This is a genomic window from Streptomyces sp. NPDC008137 (assembly GCF_042957035.1).
Classification (GTDB): Bacteria; Actinomycetota; Actinomycetes; order Streptomycetales; family Streptomycetaceae; genus Streptomyces.
Map to the genome: position 1 here is coordinate 68,806 of NZ_JBIBHN010000006.1, position 15,847 is coordinate 84,652.

Annotated in this window: 16 protein-coding genes and 1 tRNA gene; 8 read left to right on the forward strand and 9 right to left on the reverse strand. The window is 70.3% G+C overall.

Annotated elements, in window-relative coordinates; genetic code table 11:
* Nucleotides 1–9: 9 nt before the first annotated feature.
* Nucleotides 10–705 (reverse strand): NUDIX domain-containing protein, encoded by a 696-nt coding sequence (locus ACFZBT_RS11955; RefSeq protein WP_391101629.1) that lies wholly within the window; start codon nucleotides 703–705, stop codon nucleotides 10–12.
* Nucleotides 706–832: 127 nt separating this feature from the next.
* Nucleotides 833–1,810 carry an endonuclease III gene (gene nth / locus ACFZBT_RS11960; protein WP_391101632.1) on the reverse strand — a complete coding sequence of 326 codons (978 nt, stop codon included), beginning with the start codon at nucleotides 1,808–1,810 and terminating at the stop codon, nucleotides 833–835.
* Nucleotides 1,811–2,160: 350 nt separating this feature from the next.
* On the opposite strand from nth, the gene ACFZBT_RS11965 reads away from it, so the two are divergent.
* A complete protein-coding gene (locus ACFZBT_RS11965; protein ID WP_215119931.1) occupies nucleotides 2,161–2,835 on the forward strand; it encodes a Crp/Fnr family transcriptional regulator in 675 nt (224 codons plus the stop codon).
* A gap of 98 nt (nucleotides 2,836–2,933) precedes the next feature.
* On the opposite strand, the gene ACFZBT_RS11970 is transcribed toward ACFZBT_RS11965, so the two are convergent.
* From ACFZBT_RS11970 to ACFZBT_RS11985, 4 genes are all read right to left on the reverse strand, one after another.
* Entirely contained in the window at nucleotides 2,934–3,764 is an 831-nt protein-coding gene (locus ACFZBT_RS11970; protein WP_391101635.1) for an MBL fold metallo-hydrolase, read from the reverse strand.
* On the reverse strand, nucleotides 3,761–4,648 hold the full coding sequence (locus tag ACFZBT_RS11975; protein WP_391101638.1) for an NUDIX hydrolase: 888 nt from the start codon (nucleotides 4,646–4,648) through the stop codon (nucleotides 3,761–3,763). Before ACFZBT_RS11975 ends, ACFZBT_RS11970 begins: the two co-directional genes overlap by 4 nt.
* A 100-nt stretch (nucleotides 4,649–4,748) precedes the next feature.
* Nucleotides 4,749–5,210: an Atu1372/SO_1960 family protein gene (locus ACFZBT_RS11980; RefSeq protein WP_391101641.1), complete on the reverse strand. Its 462-nt coding sequence runs from the start codon at nucleotides 5,208–5,210 to the stop codon at nucleotides 4,749–4,751.
* A complete protein-coding gene (locus tag ACFZBT_RS11985) occupies nucleotides 5,210–5,368 on the reverse strand; it encodes a DUF4177 domain-containing protein (protein WP_097218487.1) in 159 nt (52 codons plus the stop codon). Before ACFZBT_RS11985 ends, ACFZBT_RS11980 begins: the two co-directional genes overlap by 1 nt.
* Nucleotides 5,369–5,474: 106 nt before the next feature.
* Here ACFZBT_RS11985 and ACFZBT_RS11990 point away from each other — a divergent pair, with 106 nt between their 5' ends.
* On the forward strand, nucleotides 5,475–6,452 hold the full coding sequence (locus tag ACFZBT_RS11990) for an ArsA-related P-loop ATPase (RefSeq protein ID WP_215119934.1): 978 nt from the start codon (nucleotides 5,475–5,477) through the stop codon (nucleotides 6,450–6,452).
* 91 nt (nucleotides 6,453–6,543) lie between these two features.
* Entirely contained in the window at nucleotides 6,544–7,971 is a 1,428-nt protein-coding gene (locus tag ACFZBT_RS11995; protein WP_391101645.1) for an ArsA-related P-loop ATPase, read from the forward strand.
* A 106-nt stretch (nucleotides 7,972–8,077) separates the two neighbouring features.
* Here ACFZBT_RS11995 and wblA read toward each other — a convergent pair whose 3' ends face one another.
* The gene (wblA, locus tag ACFZBT_RS12000) at nucleotides 8,078–8,416 is read right to left on the reverse strand and encodes a transcriptional regulator WblA (protein WP_184594573.1); all 339 of its coding nucleotides are present in this window, start codon (nucleotides 8,414–8,416) and stop codon (nucleotides 8,078–8,080) included.
* Nucleotides 8,417–8,824: 408 nt separating this feature from the next.
* Between wblA and ACFZBT_RS12005 the strand changes: the two genes are divergently transcribed.
* Nucleotides 8,825–11,131, forward strand: a complete 2,307-nt coding sequence (locus ACFZBT_RS12005) for a transglycosylase domain-containing protein (protein ID WP_391101648.1) — start codon at nucleotides 8,825–8,827, stop codon at nucleotides 11,129–11,131.
* Between the two features lie 86 nt (nucleotides 11,132–11,217).
* Here ACFZBT_RS12005 and ACFZBT_RS12010 read toward each other — a convergent pair whose 3' ends face one another.
* Nucleotides 11,218–11,682: a GatB/YqeY domain-containing protein gene (locus ACFZBT_RS12010; RefSeq protein ID WP_391101650.1), complete on the reverse strand. Its 465-nt coding sequence runs from the start codon at nucleotides 11,680–11,682 to the stop codon at nucleotides 11,218–11,220.
* A 136-nt stretch (nucleotides 11,683–11,818) separates the two neighbouring features.
* On the opposite strand from ACFZBT_RS12010, the gene ACFZBT_RS12015 reads away from it, so the two are divergent.
* The 4 genes from ACFZBT_RS12015 to ACFZBT_RS12030 all read left to right on the forward strand — a co-directional run bounded on the left by ACFZBT_RS12015 (nucleotide 11,819) and on the right by ACFZBT_RS12030 (nucleotide 14,435).
* Complete coding sequence (locus ACFZBT_RS12015) at nucleotides 11,819–12,745, forward strand: metallophosphoesterase (protein WP_391101652.1); 927 nt, start codon at nucleotides 11,819–11,821, stop codon at nucleotides 12,743–12,745.
* A 55-nt stretch (nucleotides 12,746–12,800) separates the two neighbouring features.
* Complete coding sequence (locus ACFZBT_RS12020; protein ID WP_391101654.1) at nucleotides 12,801–13,571, forward strand: Pr6Pr family membrane protein; 771 nt, start codon at nucleotides 12,801–12,803, stop codon at nucleotides 13,569–13,571.
* 47 nt (nucleotides 13,572–13,618) lie between these two features.
* Nucleotides 13,619–13,692, forward strand: a tRNA-Pro gene (locus ACFZBT_RS12025).
* Between the two features lie 233 nt (nucleotides 13,693–13,925).
* The gene (locus ACFZBT_RS12030) at nucleotides 13,926–14,435 is read left to right on the forward strand and encodes a hypothetical protein (protein ID WP_391101657.1); all 510 of its coding nucleotides are present in this window, start codon (nucleotides 13,926–13,928) and stop codon (nucleotides 14,433–14,435) included.
* 168 nt (nucleotides 14,436–14,603) lie between these two features.
* Here the strand turns inward: ACFZBT_RS12030 and fxlM are convergent, their stop codons facing one another.
* Nucleotides 14,604–15,827: a methyltransferase, FxLD system gene (fxlM, locus tag ACFZBT_RS12035; protein WP_391101659.1), complete on the reverse strand. Its 1,224-nt coding sequence runs from the start codon at nucleotides 15,825–15,827 to the stop codon at nucleotides 14,604–14,606.
* Between the last annotated feature and the right edge of the window lie 20 nt (nucleotides 15,828–15,847).

The window sequence follows — 15,847 nt, forward strand, 5'->3', positions numbered from 1 at the left end:
GCCACCCTGTCATGAGCGCCAGTCGAGCGGGACCTGCTTCTCGCGGTCCCAGGGCCGCTCCCAGCCCGCGAAGTGCAGCAGCCGGTCGATGATCCCGGCCGTGAAACCCCAGACAAGGGCTGATTCGACCAGAAATGCCGGACCTCGGTGGCCGCTGGGGTGGACGGTGGTGGCGCGGTGGGCGGGGTCCGTGAGATCCACCACGGGGACGGTGAAGACCCTGGCGGTCTCGTTCGGATCGACGACCCAGACGGGGCTGGGTTCGCGCCACCAGCCCAGCACCGGGGTGACGACGAATCCGCTGACCGGGATGTAGAGCCTGGGCAGGACACCGAAGAGCTGGACGCCGGAGGGGTCGAGGCCGGTCTCCTCCTCCGCCTCGCGCAGGGCGGCCCGCAACGGGCCGTCGCCCTGCGGGTCGCCGTCCTCCGGGTCGAGGGCGCCGCCGGGGAACGAGGGCTGGCCGGCATGCGAGCGCAGGGAACTCGCGCGCTCCATGAGCAGCAGCTCGGGCCCGCGCTCGCCCTCCCCGAACAGGATCAGCACGGCGGACTGGCGCCCGGCGCCGTCCTCCGGCGGCAGGAAGCGGCTGAGCTGCCGCGGCTTGACCGTCTCCACGGCACGCACCACCGGGTCCAGCCAGGCGGGCAGGCCCTCCTTGCTCGGCGTCAAAGGCCCGCCCTGTGTGTCGCTCGCACGCGTCATCGCCACCCCCGTCGTCCTGCCGCTTCCAACGCGCGGCGGGTCCGAGATCGTTCCGCGAACGACCACGATCCCCCGTCCGGGCAGCGCGACCCCGTGATCAGGCAGCTCGGTCCCCCGACCGGGCAGCTCATCCGGCCCCCAGCGGCGGCGCCGGCTTGCCGCCCGCGTCCAGATACGCCTGCGGGGGCCGCAGACGCTGGCCGGGGAAGCCGCCCTTCTCGTACTTGAGCAGCTTCTTCGCCTTCTCCGGATCGGTCTCGCCCTCGCCGAACGCCGGGCAGAGCGGGGCGATCGGGCAGGCACCGCAGGCGGGCTTGCGGGCGTGGCAGATGCGGCGGCCGTGCCAGATCACGTGGTGCGAGAGGTCCGTCCAGTCGCTCTTCGGGAAGAGCGCGCCGATGGCGGCCTCGATCTTGTCCGGGTCGGTCTCCCCGGTCCACTGCCAGCGACGCACCAGGCGCTGGAAATGGGTGTCCACCGTGATGCCGGGCCGCCCGAAGGCGTTGCCGAGCACGACGAACGCGGTCTTGCGGCCGACGCCGGGCAGCTTGACCAGGTCCTCCAGCCGGCCCGGGACCTCGCCGCCGAAGTCCTCCACCAGGGCCTTGGACAGCCCTATGACCGACTTCGTCTTGGCCCGGAAGAAGCCGCACGGGCGGAGGATCTCCTCCACCTCCTCCGGGTTGGCGGCGGCCAGGTCCTCGGGGGTGGGGTACTTGGCGAAGAGGGCGGGTGTCGTCTGGTTGACGCGCAGGTCGGTGGTCTGGGCGGACAGGACCGTGGCGACGACCAGTTGGAAGGAGTTGTCGAAGTCCAGCTCGGGGTGGGCGTACGGGAAGACCTCGGCGAGCTCGCGGTTGATACGGCGGGCTCTGCGGACCAGGGCGGTGCGCGACTCGTCACCCGGCGGATGGACGACGGCCTTTGCGGGCGCGGTGCCCTTCACGCGGGCGGTGGCCTTCTTGGGCGCGACGGTGACCTTCTTGGCGGCGGGCGCCTTCTTCACGGCAGGTGCCTTCTTCACGGCAGGTGCCTTCTGGGCGGCAGGTGCCTTCTGGGCGGATGCCTTCTTCGCTGACGCCTTCTTGGCGGCCGCCTGCTTCACGGCCGCCTTCTTCGCGGTATCCGACTTGTTCTCTTTCGCCGTTTTCCTACCGCCATCGGGGCTCTGTTCGCCCACAGCGGAATCGCGACGTACAACCACCCGCGCAGCCCCCTCGGCCTGTGCTCTCACCGGCGATTTGGACACCCGGCCAGCCTAAGGCGTGGCACTGACATCCGCCCCGGCCCCCGAAGATCGGCGCCCAATTGGACCCCTGCCGCGTACCCCGGGACACCTGTGCGGCATCCTTGTGACAGATCACACTGTTTGGACCGTCCGGCAAAATGGGCACCTCGGTGCCTTGATACAAGGGGGATCCCGGTCCCCTGAGCAGGTCGACAAGGAGAGAACTCGTGGACGACGTTCTGCGGCGCAACCCGCTCTTCGCGGCGCTCGATGACGAGCAGGCCTCGGAGCTCCGCGCCTCCATGAGTGAGGTGACCCTCGCGCGCGGCGACTCGCTGTTCCACGAGGGGGACCCCGGCGACCGCCTGTATGTGGTCACGGAGGGCAAGGTCAAGCTCCACCGCACGTCCCCGGACGGCCGCGAGAACATGCTGGCCGTGGTCGGCCCCGGCGAGCTCATCGGCGAGCTGTCGCTCTTCGACCCGGGCCCGCGCACCGCGACGGCCTCCGCGCTGACCGAGGTCAAGCTGCTCGGTCTCGGCCACGGCGACCTCCAGCCCTGGCTGAACGCCCGCCCCGAGGTGGCCACGGCGCTGCTGCGCGCTGTCGCCCGCCGGCTGCGCAAGACCAACGACGCGATGTCCGACCTCGTCTTCTCGGACGTCCCGGGCCGCGTCGCCCGCGCCCTGCTGGACCTGTCCCGCCGGTTCGGCGTGCAGTCCGAGGAGGGCATCCACGTCGTCCACGACCTCACGCAGGAGGAGCTGGCCCAGCTGGTCGGCGCGTCCCGCGAGACGGTCAACAAGGCACTGGCGGACTTCGCCCAGCGCGGCTGGCTGCGCCTGGAGGCCCGCGCGGTGATCCTGCTGGACGTGGAGCGCCTCGCCAAGCGCTCGCGCTGACGCGCACCCGCGCGCGCCGTACGTCATCGGGCCCTGTCTCCTCGCGAGACAGGGCCCGACGTCGTACCAGGACACGTCAGCCGCGCCCCGGGGCACCGTCAGATGAGCCCGTGCTCGTCCAAGTAGTCCAGCTGCGCCCGTACCGACAGTTCCGCCGCCGGCCACAGGGAGCGGTCCACGTCCGCGTAGACGTGGGCGACGACCTCGGTCGGGGTGCGGTAGCCGTCCTCGACGGCCGTCTCCACCTGCGCGAGGCGCTTGGCCCGGTGGGCGAGGTAGTACTCGACGGCGCCCTGGGCGTCATCCAGGACCGGCCCGTGGCCGGGCAGCACCGTGTGGACGCCGTCGTCGACCGTGAGGGACCTCAGGCGCCGCAGGGAGTCCAGGTAGTCGCCGAGGCGGCCGTCGGGGTGGGCCACGACCGTCGTACCGCGGCCGAGGATCGTGTCGCCGGTCAGGACGGCCTGGTCCGCCGGGAGGTGGAAGGAGAGGGAGTCGGCGGTGTGGCCGGGGGTGGGTACGACCTTCAGTTCGAGGCCGCCGACGGTGATCACGTCCCCGGCGGCCAGTCCCTCGTCCCCCAGCCGGAGGGCCGGATCCAGCGCACGCACGCGCGTGCCGGTCAGTTCGGCGAACCGCCCGGCGCCCTCGGCGTGGTCGGGGTGGCCATGGGTCAGCAGGGTCAGGGCGACGCGCTTGCCGGCCTGCTCGGCGGTGGCGACGACATGGCGCAGGTGCCCGTCGTCGTCGGGGCCCGGGTCGACCACCACGGCCAGGTCCGAGCCGGGCTCGGAGAGGATCCAGGTGTTCGTGCCGTCCAGGGTCATCGCCGACGGGTTGGGGGCCAGGACGTTGACGGCCCGCGCGGTGGCGGGCCCCGCCAGGACACCGCCCCGGGGCTGGCCGGGAAGGGCTGCTGCGTCCGTCATGCGCTGGCTCCACCGGTCGGAGAGGTCGGGCGGGTCGGGATGTGCTTGGTGAACTCGTCGTGGCCCGGCCAGGAGAGCACGATCTCGCCGTCCACGAGACGGGCCGTGGCCAGCACGGGCGTGAGATCACGCCCCGGGGCGTCCGCGAGCGCCCGGGCGGCCGTGTCGTACGGCGTCAGCTGGCGCAGGGTCGCGAGGGTCGGCGGCATCATCAGCAGCTCGCCCTTGTCGTAGCCGGCCGCCGCCTCACCCGGGGCGATCCACACCGTGCGGTCCGCCTCGGTGGAGGCGTTGCGGGTGCGCTGTCCCTCGGGCAGGGCCGCCACGAAGAACCAGGTGTCGTAGCGGCGGGCCTCGAACTCCGGGGTGATCCAGCGGGTCCAGGCGCCGAGCAGGTCGGAGCGCAGGACCAGGCCGCGGCGGTCCAGGAACTCCGCGAAGGACAGGTCCCGGGCGACCAGGGCGGCACGGTCCGCCTCCCAGCCGGCCCCGGTGGTGTCGCCGACGACCGAGTCGGGCGCCGGTCCGGCGAGCAGGACGCCCGCCTCCTCGTACGTCTCCCGCACGGCCGCGCAGACGATCGCCTGGGCCTCCGTCTCGTCGACGCCGAGCCGGTCCGCCCACCACGCGCGCGTGGGGCCCGCCCAGCGGACGTGCTGGTCGTCGTCCCGGGGGTCGACGCCGCCGCCCGGATACGCGTACGCGCCCCCGGCGAAGGCCATGGAGGCGCGTCTGCGCAGCATGTGGACGACCGGGCCGCTGCCCGTGTCCTTCAGGAGCATGACGGTGGCCGCGCGCTTCGGGGTGACCGGCGTGAGCGTGCCGGCCGCGAGTGCGCGGATGCGGTCCGGCCACTCCGGGGGATACCACTGACCGTTCGCCATGGGCGCGAGGCTATCCCGTGACGGGCTGATGTTCGAGTGGCCCCAGAGGGGGCGGGGTCCCCCCGGCCCCTGAGGGGGCGGGGTCCCCCTCGCGGGGCAGCTACGCCAGCTCCACCTGGATCTCGACCTCCACCGGGGCGTCCAGCGGCAGCACCGCCACGCCCACCGCGCTGCGCGCGTGCACGCCCTTGTCGCCGAGGACCGCGCCGAGCAGCTCGCTCGCGCCGTTCAGCACCGCGGGCTGACCCGTGAAATCCGAGGCCGAAGCCACGAAGCCGACGACCTTCACCACGCGCGCGACGCGGTCCAGGTCACCGGCGACGGACTTGACGGCGGCCAGCGCGTTCAGCGCGCAGGTACGCGCCAGCTCCTTGGCCTCCTCCGGGGTGACCTCGGCGCCGACCTTGCCGGTGACCGGAAGCTTGCCGTCCACCATCGGGAGCTGCCCGGCGGTGTACACGTACGGGCCGGTCTGCACGGCCGGCTGGTACGCGGCCAGCGGCGGCACGACGTCGGGCAGGGTCAGGCCGAGCTCGGCCAGCTTCGCCTCGACGGCACCCATTACTGCTTCTCCCGCTTCAGGTAGGCCACGAGCTGCTCGGGGTTGTTCGGCCCGGGCACGACCTGGACGAGCTCCCAGCCGTCCTCGCCCCAGGTGTCCAGAATCTGCTTCGTGGCGTGGACGAGCAGCGGCACGGTTGAGTATTCCCACTTGGTCATGCGGCCGACTCTAGCCCCTGGCGGACAGGGGCAGGCGGCCGACCACGGCGAGGGTTATCCACAGCCTCCTGAGTAGCTCGGGCACGGACTGGTTAGGCTCGAATACGTGAGCAGGCTCCAGGTCGTCAGCGGCAAGGGCGGTACCGGCAAGACCACGGTGGCCGCGGCCCTCGCGCTGGCCTTGGCCACGGAGGGGAAGCGGACGCTTCTCGTCGAGGTCGAAGGCCGCCAGGGCATCGCGCAGCTCTTCGAAACGGAAGCGCTGCCTTATGAGGAGCGGAAGATCGCCGTCGCTCCCGGGGGCGGGGAGGTGTACGCGCTGGCCATCGACCCCGAACTGGCCCTTCTGGACTACCTCCAGATGTTCTACAAGCTGGGCAGCGCGGGACGGGCCCTGAAGAAGCTCGGCGCGATCGACTTCGCCACCACCATCGCGCCCGGCTTGAGGGACGTACTCCTCACCGGCAAGGCGTGCGAGGCGGTGCGGCGCAAGGAGCGCAGCGGGCGCTTCACCTACGACTACGTCGTGATGGACGCCCCGCCCACCGGGCGCATCACCCGCTTCCTCAACGTCAACGACGAGGTCGCCGGCCTCGCCAAGATCGGCCCGATACACAATCAGGCACAGGCCGTGATGCGGGTGCTGAAGTCGCCGGAGACGGCCGTGCACCTGGTGACGCTGCTGGAGGAGATGCCCGTCCAGGAGACCGTGGACGGCATCGCCGAGCTGCGGTCGGCGCGGCTGCCGGTCGGGCGGATCATCGTGAACATGGTGCGCCCGGAGGTGTTGGACGAGACCGATCTGGAACTCGTCCGGACGGCCACACGTTCCACTGTCGCGCGGTCGCTGTCATCCGCCGGGCTCGGCGGGGCACGGCGCGGGGGGCATGCCGAGCGGCTGGTGGACCCGCTGCTCACCCAGGCCGAGGAGTACGGCGAGCGGTACGCGCTGGAGCACGAGCAGCGTGCGGTGCTGGCCGAACTCGGTCTGCCGCTGCACGAACTGCCGCTGTTCGCCGAGGGCATGGACCTGGCGGGGCTGTACGCGCTGGCCCGCGAGCTGCGCGGGCAGGGCGTGTCATGAGCCGGGGCACACGCGTCATGAGCGAGGACACACGCCTCATCAGCGAGGACACACAGGCAAGGCCCGTCATGAGTCGGAAGCAGGGGATGTCATGAGTCGTCCGGACCCGGCCCGCGCACACGACCCGGCCCGCCCTCGCATGTCCCCCGCCCGCCTGCTCGACGTCGATCCGCTGCTGGCGGATCCGAAGACCCGGATCGTGGTGTGCTGCGGCTCGGGCGGGGTCGGCAAGACCACGACCGCGGCGGCCCTGGGCCTGCGCGCGGCCGAGCGGGGCCGCAAGGTGGTCGTCCTCACCATCGACCCGGCCCGCCGGCTCGCCCAGTCCATGGGCATCGACTCCCTCGACAACACCCCGCGCCGGGTCAAGGGCATCGACGACACCGCGGGCGGCGAGCTGCACGCGATGATGCTCGACATGAAGCGCACCTTCGACGAGATCGTCGAGGTGCACGCGGACGCCGAGCGGGCTGCCGCGATCCTGAGCAACCCCTTCTACCAGTCGCTCTCGGCGGGCTTCGCGGGCACGCAGGAGTACATGGCGATGGAGAAGCTCGGGCAGTTGCGGGCCCGGGACGAGTGGGACCTGATCATCGTCGACACCCCTCCGTCCCGCTCGGCCCTGGACTTCCTGGACGCGCCCAAGCGGCTCGGTTCGTTCCTCGACGGGCGGCTGATCCGGCTGCTGACGGCGCCGGCGAAGCTGGGCGGGCGCGCCGGGATGAAGTTCCTGAACGTCGGGATGTCGATGATGACCGGCACCCTCGGCAAACTTCTCGGCGGTCAGCTCCTCAAGGACGTCCAGACGTTCGTGTCCGCGATGGACACGACGTTCGGGGGCTTCCGTACGCGCGCGGACGCGACGTACAAGCTGCTCCAGGCGCCCGGGACGGCCTTCCTCGTGGTCGCGGCCCCGGAGCGGGACGCGCTGCGGGAGGCCGCGTACTTCGTGGAGCGCCTGGCCGCGGAGGACATGCCGCTCGCCGGTCTGGTGCTCAACCGGGTGCACGGCAGCGGCGCCGACCGGCTGTCGGCCGAGCGGGCGCTCGCCGCCGCGGAAAATCTTGAAGAGCCCCGCATTGTGGATCAGGAGGGCGGGAAAGCTGGACTTCGTAACTCCCCCGACACATACGGAAGTTCAGCCTCTCCCACGCCCGAAACCGCAGCTCAGACCCCAGCTCAGACCTCAGATCAGACCCCAGCTCAGACCTCATCCGCGGCATCGACATCGGCTCCCGAGAGTGGCTCCCCCACCGAGGACGCCGAGCGATCCGTCGACCAGCTCACGGCAGGCCTGCTGAGGCTGCACGCCGAGCGCATGCAGCTGCTCTCCCGTGAGCAGCGCACGCGTGACCGCTTCACCGCGCTCCACCCCGAGGTGGCCGTGACGGAAGTGGCCGCGCTGCCCGGTGATGTGCACGACCTCGCGGGACTGCGCGACATCGGCGACCGGCTCGCGGCGAACGAGCGCGAGCTTCCCGACCCTGCCGAGCCGGACTCGCCCGGCCGTGATGCCTGAGGGCCCGCACGGGCCCTCGACCGGACAACGACACCGAGGATCCCCGTAGCCGAGGAGCCCTCTTACCTGGCCGAGGAGCCCCCGTAGAGTCCCCGGAGGGAACTCCTCAGCTCACCGCGGCGTAGTTCTCGTAGATCTCGTCGTCGTCGAGGGACACGACACCCGTGCCGCGCTCGTACTCGCTGCGCGCCGTCTCCAGCAGCCGGCGCCAGGACGTCACCGTGGGACGCCTGCGCAGCAGTGCGCGGCGCTCCCGCTCCGTCATGCCTCCCCACACGCCGAACTCGACGCGATTGTCGAGCGCGTCGGCCAGGCACTCCGTACGCACCGGACACCCGGTGCACACCGCCTTGGCCCTGTTCTGCGCTGCTCCCTGAACGAACAGTTCGTCCGGATCGGTAGTGCGGCAGGCCGCCTGCGCACTCCAGTCGACTACCCAGCCCATACCGGCGCCGTCCTCTCCCGAATCGAGGCTCCCCCACGGCGGCAGCGGCATATTCACCGCCGCCAGTTGAGGACGTTACGGAAGGTGGGCACAGCGCAACACCCCCTTCGGGCCCAATCTTGAATGGCCCGAACGGACTATGGGTAAGCGGCAGATCACCCGGGGGAGTGAGCTGGCGACATACAGAACCTTCCTGGCAAACCAGGACAGTTCAGTTGCGTCACATCGGACGCCGTATGACACACAAGGCGGATTCGGACACGACCCCACCAAAAAAGTTGGGGAACACCCGGAACGATTCGGGGTCGCCGGACGTATTGATACGTGGCCTCACTGCTGTGACAGTTGAGAGCAGCTTAGGCCAATGCCTATACGCCTGTCCGGCGAATGAGAACGTAGGCTGCCCTCATGCCAAAGAAGAGCTCGGGCGGTGGTCTGTCTCCTGCGCAGCAGGCCGCCAAGTTCCTCGGTGTCAGTGTCCTCGCGGGAGCCGTACTGGCCGGCATCGCGCTGCCCGCGGTGGGCGCGCTGGGGCTCGCGGCGAAGGGATCGGTCGAGAGCTTCGACGAGCTCCCCGCCAACATGAAGACGCCGCCGCTGAGTCAGCGCACCACGATCCTCGACGCCGACGGCGGCCAGATCGCCACGGTCTACTCGCGCGACCGCACGGTGGTCCCGCTCAAGGACGTCTCGCCGTACATGCAGAAGGCGATCGTCGCGATCGAGGACTCGCGCTTCTACCAGCACGGCGCGGTCGACCTGAAGGGCGTCCTGCGCGCCCTCAACAAGAACGCGCGCAGCGGTGAGGTCTCCCAGGGCGCCTCGACCCTGACGCAGCAGTACGTGAAGAACGTCTTCGTCGAGGAGGCGGGCGACGACCCGACGAAGGTCGCGCAGGCCACCCAGCAGACCATCGGCCGCAAGATCCGCGAGCTGAAGTACGCGATCCAGGTCGAGGAAGAGCTCGGGAAGAAGAAGATCCTCGAGAACTACCTGAACATCACGTTCTTCGGCCAGCAGGCCTACGGCATCGAGGCAGCGGCCCAGCGCTACTTCTCCAAGTCCGCCAAGGACCTCGACATCCAGGAGTCGGCCCTCCTCGCCGGCATCGTCCAGTCGCCCAGCCGGTACGACCCGGTCAACGACGAGGCGGAGGCCACCAAGCGCCGCAACATCGTGCTCCAGCGCATGGCCGCCGTCGGCGACATCTCCCGGGCGCAGGCCGCCGAGGCGATGAAGGCCCCGCTCGGCCTGAAGGTCAGCAAGCCCAAGAACGGCTGCATCACGGCGGTCAAGGGCGCGGGCTTCTTCTGTGACTACGTGCGCGAGGTCTTCCTGAACGACAAGGTCTTCGGCAAGACCAAGGAAGCCAGGGCGAAGGTCTGGAACCAGGGCGGCCTCACCATCCGCACCACCATGGACGCGGCGGCCCAGGAATCGGCACAGCGGTCCATCAAGGACCACGTCTACACGAGCGACGAGGTGGCCACCGCCGCCAGCATCGTCCAGCCCGGCACCGGCAAGATCCTCGCGATGGGCCAGTCGCGTCCGTACGGCGTCGACGTCAAGAAGGGCGAGACGACCCTCAACCTGTCCGCCGACGACGACATGGGCGGCGGCATGGGCTACCAGCCCGGTTCGACGTTCAAGCCGATCGTGGCGGCGGCGGCCCTCGAGGACGGCATGCCGGCGAACAAGGTGTACTCCTCCCCGTATCAGATGGCCTACCCGAGCCCCGTCTCGGCTTGCGGCGGCAAGCGGTGGATGAACGACCGCTCCGACCCCGCCAAGCTCGAGAACGAGAACAGCTCCGAGGTCGGCCCGTACGACATGAAGGAAGCGACCGCCAAGTCGGTCAACACCTACTACGTCCAGATGATCAGCGACATCGGCATCTGCCCGGTGACGACGATGGCGAAGAAGATGGGCGTTCAGCGGGCCGACGGCGACAAGATGCCGCAGGTGCCGTCCATCGCCCTGGGCACCCAGGAGGTGTCCCCGCTGACCATGGCGAACGGGTACGCGACCTTCGCCGCGCGGGGCATGCACTGCACGCCGGTCGCCATCGAGTCGGTCAGCCAGCGGGTCGGCGACGAGACCAAGTCGCTCGAGGTCCCGAAGTCGACCTGCTCGCGCGCGATGTCGGAGAAGACCGCCGACACGATCAACGCGCTGCTGAAGGGCGTCGTCGAGGACGGCACGGGTTCGAAGGCCGGCCTCAGCGGCCGTCCCAGCGCGGGCAAGACCGGTACGACGGACGAGCGCTACGCGGCCTGGTTCGTGGGCTACACCCCGAACATGGCCGGTGCGGTCTGGGTCGGCGACCCCGCGCACAAGCGGAAGATGTCCGGCATCACCATCGGCGGCCGGTCGTACGGCAAGGTCTTCGGTGGTGAGGTCCCCGGTCCGATCTGGCGCGACATGATGTCGGGCGCGCTGGAGGGCAAGCCGGTCGAGCAGTTCAACGACGTCCACATCCCCGACGGCAACCACAAGGGGCGGGGCGACGGGGACCGTGACGACGACGACCGCGACGACGGTGACAACGGCAATGGCAACGGCAACGGCGGCTTCATCGGCGGTCTGGTCGGCGGCAACAACAACGGCGGCGGGGGCGGCGAGCCCTTCCCGACGCCTTCGTTCTCGATCCCGGAGGGCTTCTTCCGGGGCCAGGACAACGGCGGGGGCAACGGCAACGGCGGGCGGTTCGGCTGAGCCGACAGGGCTGAGTTAACGGGGGTGGCCCCCTCTTTCCCGTACGGGAGGAGGGGGCCACCTGTTTCGTCTGCGTCTGCTGGTGATCAGCCGGCGAGCAGCTTCTTCACCACGGCGGCGACGCGGCCGCCCTCGGCCTGCCCGGCCACCTTCGGGTTCACGATCTTCATGACCGCGCCCATCGCCCGCGGCCCCTCGGCACCGGCGGCCCTGGCCTCCTCGACGGCCTGGGCCACGATCTGCTGGAGCTCGTCGTCGGACAGCTGCTTGGGCAGGTACTCGGCGAGCACCTCGCCCTCCGCCTTCTCCCGCTCGGCGCTCTCGGCACGACCGCCCTGAGCGAAGGCCTCGGCCGCCTCGCGGCGCTTCTTGGCCTCGCGGGTGATCACCTTCTGCACCTCGTCGTCGGAGAGCTCGCGCTTCTCCTTGCCCGCGACCTCCTCCTTGGTGATCGCGGCGAGCGTCAGCCGGAGCGTCGAGGAGCGGAGCTCGTCGCGCTCCTTGATCGCAACGTTGAGGTCATCCTGCAGCTTCGACTTGAGCGTGGTCATAGGGCTGATTGTCGCAGGTGCGGGAGGAACACCGCCCCCTGTTTTGCGGGGCGGCGGACCGAAGCGGCGGTGCCATCAGGGGATTTCGGGCGCCGCCCGGGCAGGGCCGACGTCCGGGGTCTGAGACGATGGTCGTATGCGCGCGCGATACGGAGTCCCCCTGGGAATCGCGGCGGCTGGTGCCGCCGGTCTGTTGTACGCCGCGGGCTTCGAGGCCCGCTCCTTCCGCCTCCGACGGGTCACCGTCCCGGTCCTGCCTCCCGGGATGCGCCCGCTGCGTGTGCTGCAGGTCTCAGACATCCACATGGTCGGCGGCCAGCGCAAGAAGCAGCGCTGGCTGCGGTCCCTGGCGGGCCTGCGCCCAGACTTCGTGATCAACACGGGCGACAACCTCTCCGACCCGGAGGGCGTCCCGGAGGTCCTGGATTCGCTCGGCCCCCTGATGGAGTTCCCGGGCGCCTACGTCTTCGGCTCCAACGACTACTACGGCCCCACCCTGCGCAACCCCGCCCGCTACCTGCTGGAGAGGGTTCAGGGCCGCCACGGCCTCAACGGCAACGCCCCGGCCGTGGGTGTGGTGCACAACCCGTGGGAGGACCTGCGGGACGGTTTCGACGCGGCGGGCTGGCTCAACCTGACCAACACCCGCGGCACGCTCAAGATCGAGGGCGTCGAGCTGGAGCTGACGGGCCTGGACGACCCGCACATCAAGCGGGACCGCTACACGCAGGTGGCCGGCGGCCCGTCCGGCTCCGCCGACTTCTCGATGGGCGTCGTCCACGCCCCGTACCTGCGCGCCCTGGACGCCTTCACGGCCGACGACTACCCCCTGATCCTGGCCGGCCACACCCACGGCGGCCAGCTGTGCATCCCCTTCTACGGCGCCCTGGTCACCAACTGCGACCTGGACACGGACCGGGTGAAGGGCCTGTCGACGCACACGGTGGAGGACCGTACGTCGTATCTGCACGTGTCGGCGGGCTGCGGTACGAGCCGCTACACGCCGGTACGGTTCGCGTGCCCGCCGGAGGCGACGCTGCTGACGCTGGTGGGCAGGGAGTAACCCACACAGCCCCGCCCACATCGCCCCCTATGTCCGTTTCTGTCAGCGTGGGGGCATGACAGCCCCGATACCCAGGGACATCCCGAACCTGCCCGCGATACCGGGCAGGCCCGCGCTGAAGCCCTCCCCCGTCCCGGCCACGGCCGTCGTCAGCCCGGTCCGCCGCCCCGCGGCCGCGGCCTTCCGCCTGCTGGTCGCCGTCGCGGCGGCCCTCGGCGTCACGCTGGAACTACTCCTCGGCGACCCGTCCCGGGCCCTGGGCTACTTCGCGATCCAGAGCAACATCCTGCTGGCGCTGGTCATGGCCGTCTCGGCCCGCCGCGCCTGGACGGCCGGCCGCCCCCTGCCGGGGTCGGTGCTCGGTGCGACGACCCTCTACGTCGTCATCGCGGCCCTGGCCCACCACCTGCTCCTGGCGAACGAGGCCAGTCCCTTCTCCCTCACGGGCGAAGCGGCCCACCCGACGGGCTGGCAGGCCCTGACCCACTACACCCTCCACACGGTGACCCCGATCGCGGCCGTACTGGACTGGCTCCTGCTCACGCCCCCGGGCCGCCTGCACCTGCGCCAGGCCAGCACCTGGCTGCTCTACCCCCTGGCCTACCTGGCCTTCTCCCTCATCCGAGGCGAACTGCTCCTCCCGGGCTCGTCCGGCCGCTACCTCTACCCCTTCCTCGACGTCGACCAGGACGGCTACAAGAAGGTCCTCGGCAACGCCCTCCTCCTGGGCCTCTCCTTCTACGCCCTGGCGGTCCTCCTCGTGGCCCTCGACCACGCCCGCCCGAACCCCCTCCGGCATCCCTGGAAAAACGGATTTCGTCTCTAGCCACCGGTGGGCTAAAGTAAACGACGTCGCCGCGACAGCAGCGACATCGGGGTGTAGCGCAGCTTGGCAGCGCGCTTCGTTCGGGACGAAGAGGTCGTGGGTTCAAATCCCGCCACCCCGACAGTGAAGTACCAGGTCAGGGGCCTGATCCGCTTAGCGGGTCGGGCCCCTGAGTGGTTCCGGGGGCCGTTTTGGGAGCCATTTGGGAGCCGAGTTCGAAATCTGGCTCCCGGGCAGCTCCCGCGCTTGTGGGTAGACCGGAGCTTCGGAGCTCGCCTCAGAGCGGCATGGCACGGGGAGGGGACAGGAGTGGAAGCCGGAGACCTGAGTTCATGGGTCGGCGCGGGAATCGCCGTGGGAGCCGCCGCCGTCGCGATCTGGCAGGGCTGGTCCGCGCGCGAGCAGTCGCGTGTCGCGCAGGAGGCCCTCAACGATGCTCGGCAGGCTCGGGACGAAGCGGCCACTCCGGTCTTCCAAGTGAGCGACGCGCAGTGGATCTGGGGCAACATCGGAGAGCGCTTCGTCACGGCGACCATCACGGTGGAGCAGACACCGCCTCTGTCCAGCCTCACCCTGCGAATCGACGGACCTGACGTCCGCCACCTGGCGCCAGGCACGGGCAGCTATGAGTCGGAAGGACGCGAGAAACGGTTCACCGCCGTGGCGCCGGGGAAGCGGATCGACCTCATCGCCCAGATGGAGCACGAGGGCCCTTCACCGTTCGAGCTTGAGGTGACGCTTGAGTGCGTCGAAGAGGGTGGTCACGAGAGGCATTGGACCGTACGCCGCATCATCATCGCACCTGAGGCCCCACAGCCGGACCCCGTGCCGCAGGGGGCGTGGAGAGGTCATCGCGGCCGGTGAGGCATTTGGGCTCCGAACCGCGGGAAGCTACCGCGAGTGGAACAGCCGAACGAGCGGTGTACTGCCGCATCATCTGCTCGCAGTTGTACGTACTGCTGTCGGCCCGATAGCCGCTCTGTTCTCGTTCGGTGGCGCGGCCGTAGCTGCCGACGGCCGCGCCCGCCTGTGTCAGTAGGTGATGACGAGCCGCACGGAGGGCCGGTCGATCACGGCTCCTTCGGCGAGGTCGTTGTCCGGTGTGTCCGCGGGATAGGCGGTGACCTCAGGTTCGACGGTCCTGGCCGGGCTCCAGGCGCGGATCTGGGCGCAGATCCGCTCGGCGAGGTCGGCGCCGTCCGGGCCGTAGCCGACGGCTCCCAGCCGGAACCGGGGTTCGGCGTCCGGGGCTTCGGTGGTGCGCTCCAGGGTGAGGTACGCGATGGAGTCGCCCTCGACGAGGGCGGGGCTCAGGGCGGGTGAGGCGGGGCGGTGAAGGCCGGCCTCCATGGCCGCGGGCTTCGCGGTGATGCGGCAGGTCGCTTGCTCGGTGGCGCTCAGACGCAGCCAGACGCCGTCGAAGGACTCGACGGGGCCGACCGTCGCGTCGGTCCAGACGACGGACTTCGGTCGGGTGAGGGCGTCGCGCAGGAGTTCCGGGGCGATGGGCTGGTCCTCGTCCCAGTAGAGCCTGACGAGCCGGTCGTCGTCGATGTAGCCGTCGTGCTCTCCGTCCTGGCCGATCACCGGGAGGAAGCCGCACATCTTCACGGAGTCGGACCGCATCCGGTCCTTCTCGCGACGGAAGGCCACTGACCGCGACAACCCGCGCCATCGCAGCGGGACCACGAGGCGTCCGCCGAAGGCGAGCTGGTCCCACCAGGCTCCGGGAAGGTCCCACATGCCGACGGCGGCGATCATGCGGTCGTAGGGGCCGAACTCCTCGGCGCCGAGGGCGCCGTCCCTGGTCACCACGCGAACGTCGTCGTATCCGTTCGCGTCCAGCATGCGGCGGGCGTAGGCGGTCACGTCGGGGGCGATGTCGCACGTGGTGACATGTCCCGACGGTCCGGTGAGGTGTTTGAGCAGGGCGGCGTTGTAGCCGGTGCCGGCGCCGATCTCGAAGACATCGTCGCCTTCGCGGACCGCGAGTTGGACGAGCATGAAGTGCACGACGTCGGGCTGGGATGCGCAGCTCAGCGGGAGCGCGTCCTCGTCGGGGTTCTCCTTGATCGTCACGCTCTTGTTGGCGTACGCCTCCTGGAGGGGCGCGTCGGGGAGGAAGGCGTGGCGGGGGACGGTCCGCATGGCGGTCTCGACGCGTGTGTCGCGGAGGCCGGAGGGGTCCTGTTCCAGGATGGCGTCGACCAGGCGGTTGCGCAGATCCTGGGGGGAGGCGCCGGTGTTGGTGTTCATCGCGTCCTTTCGGAAGGTGC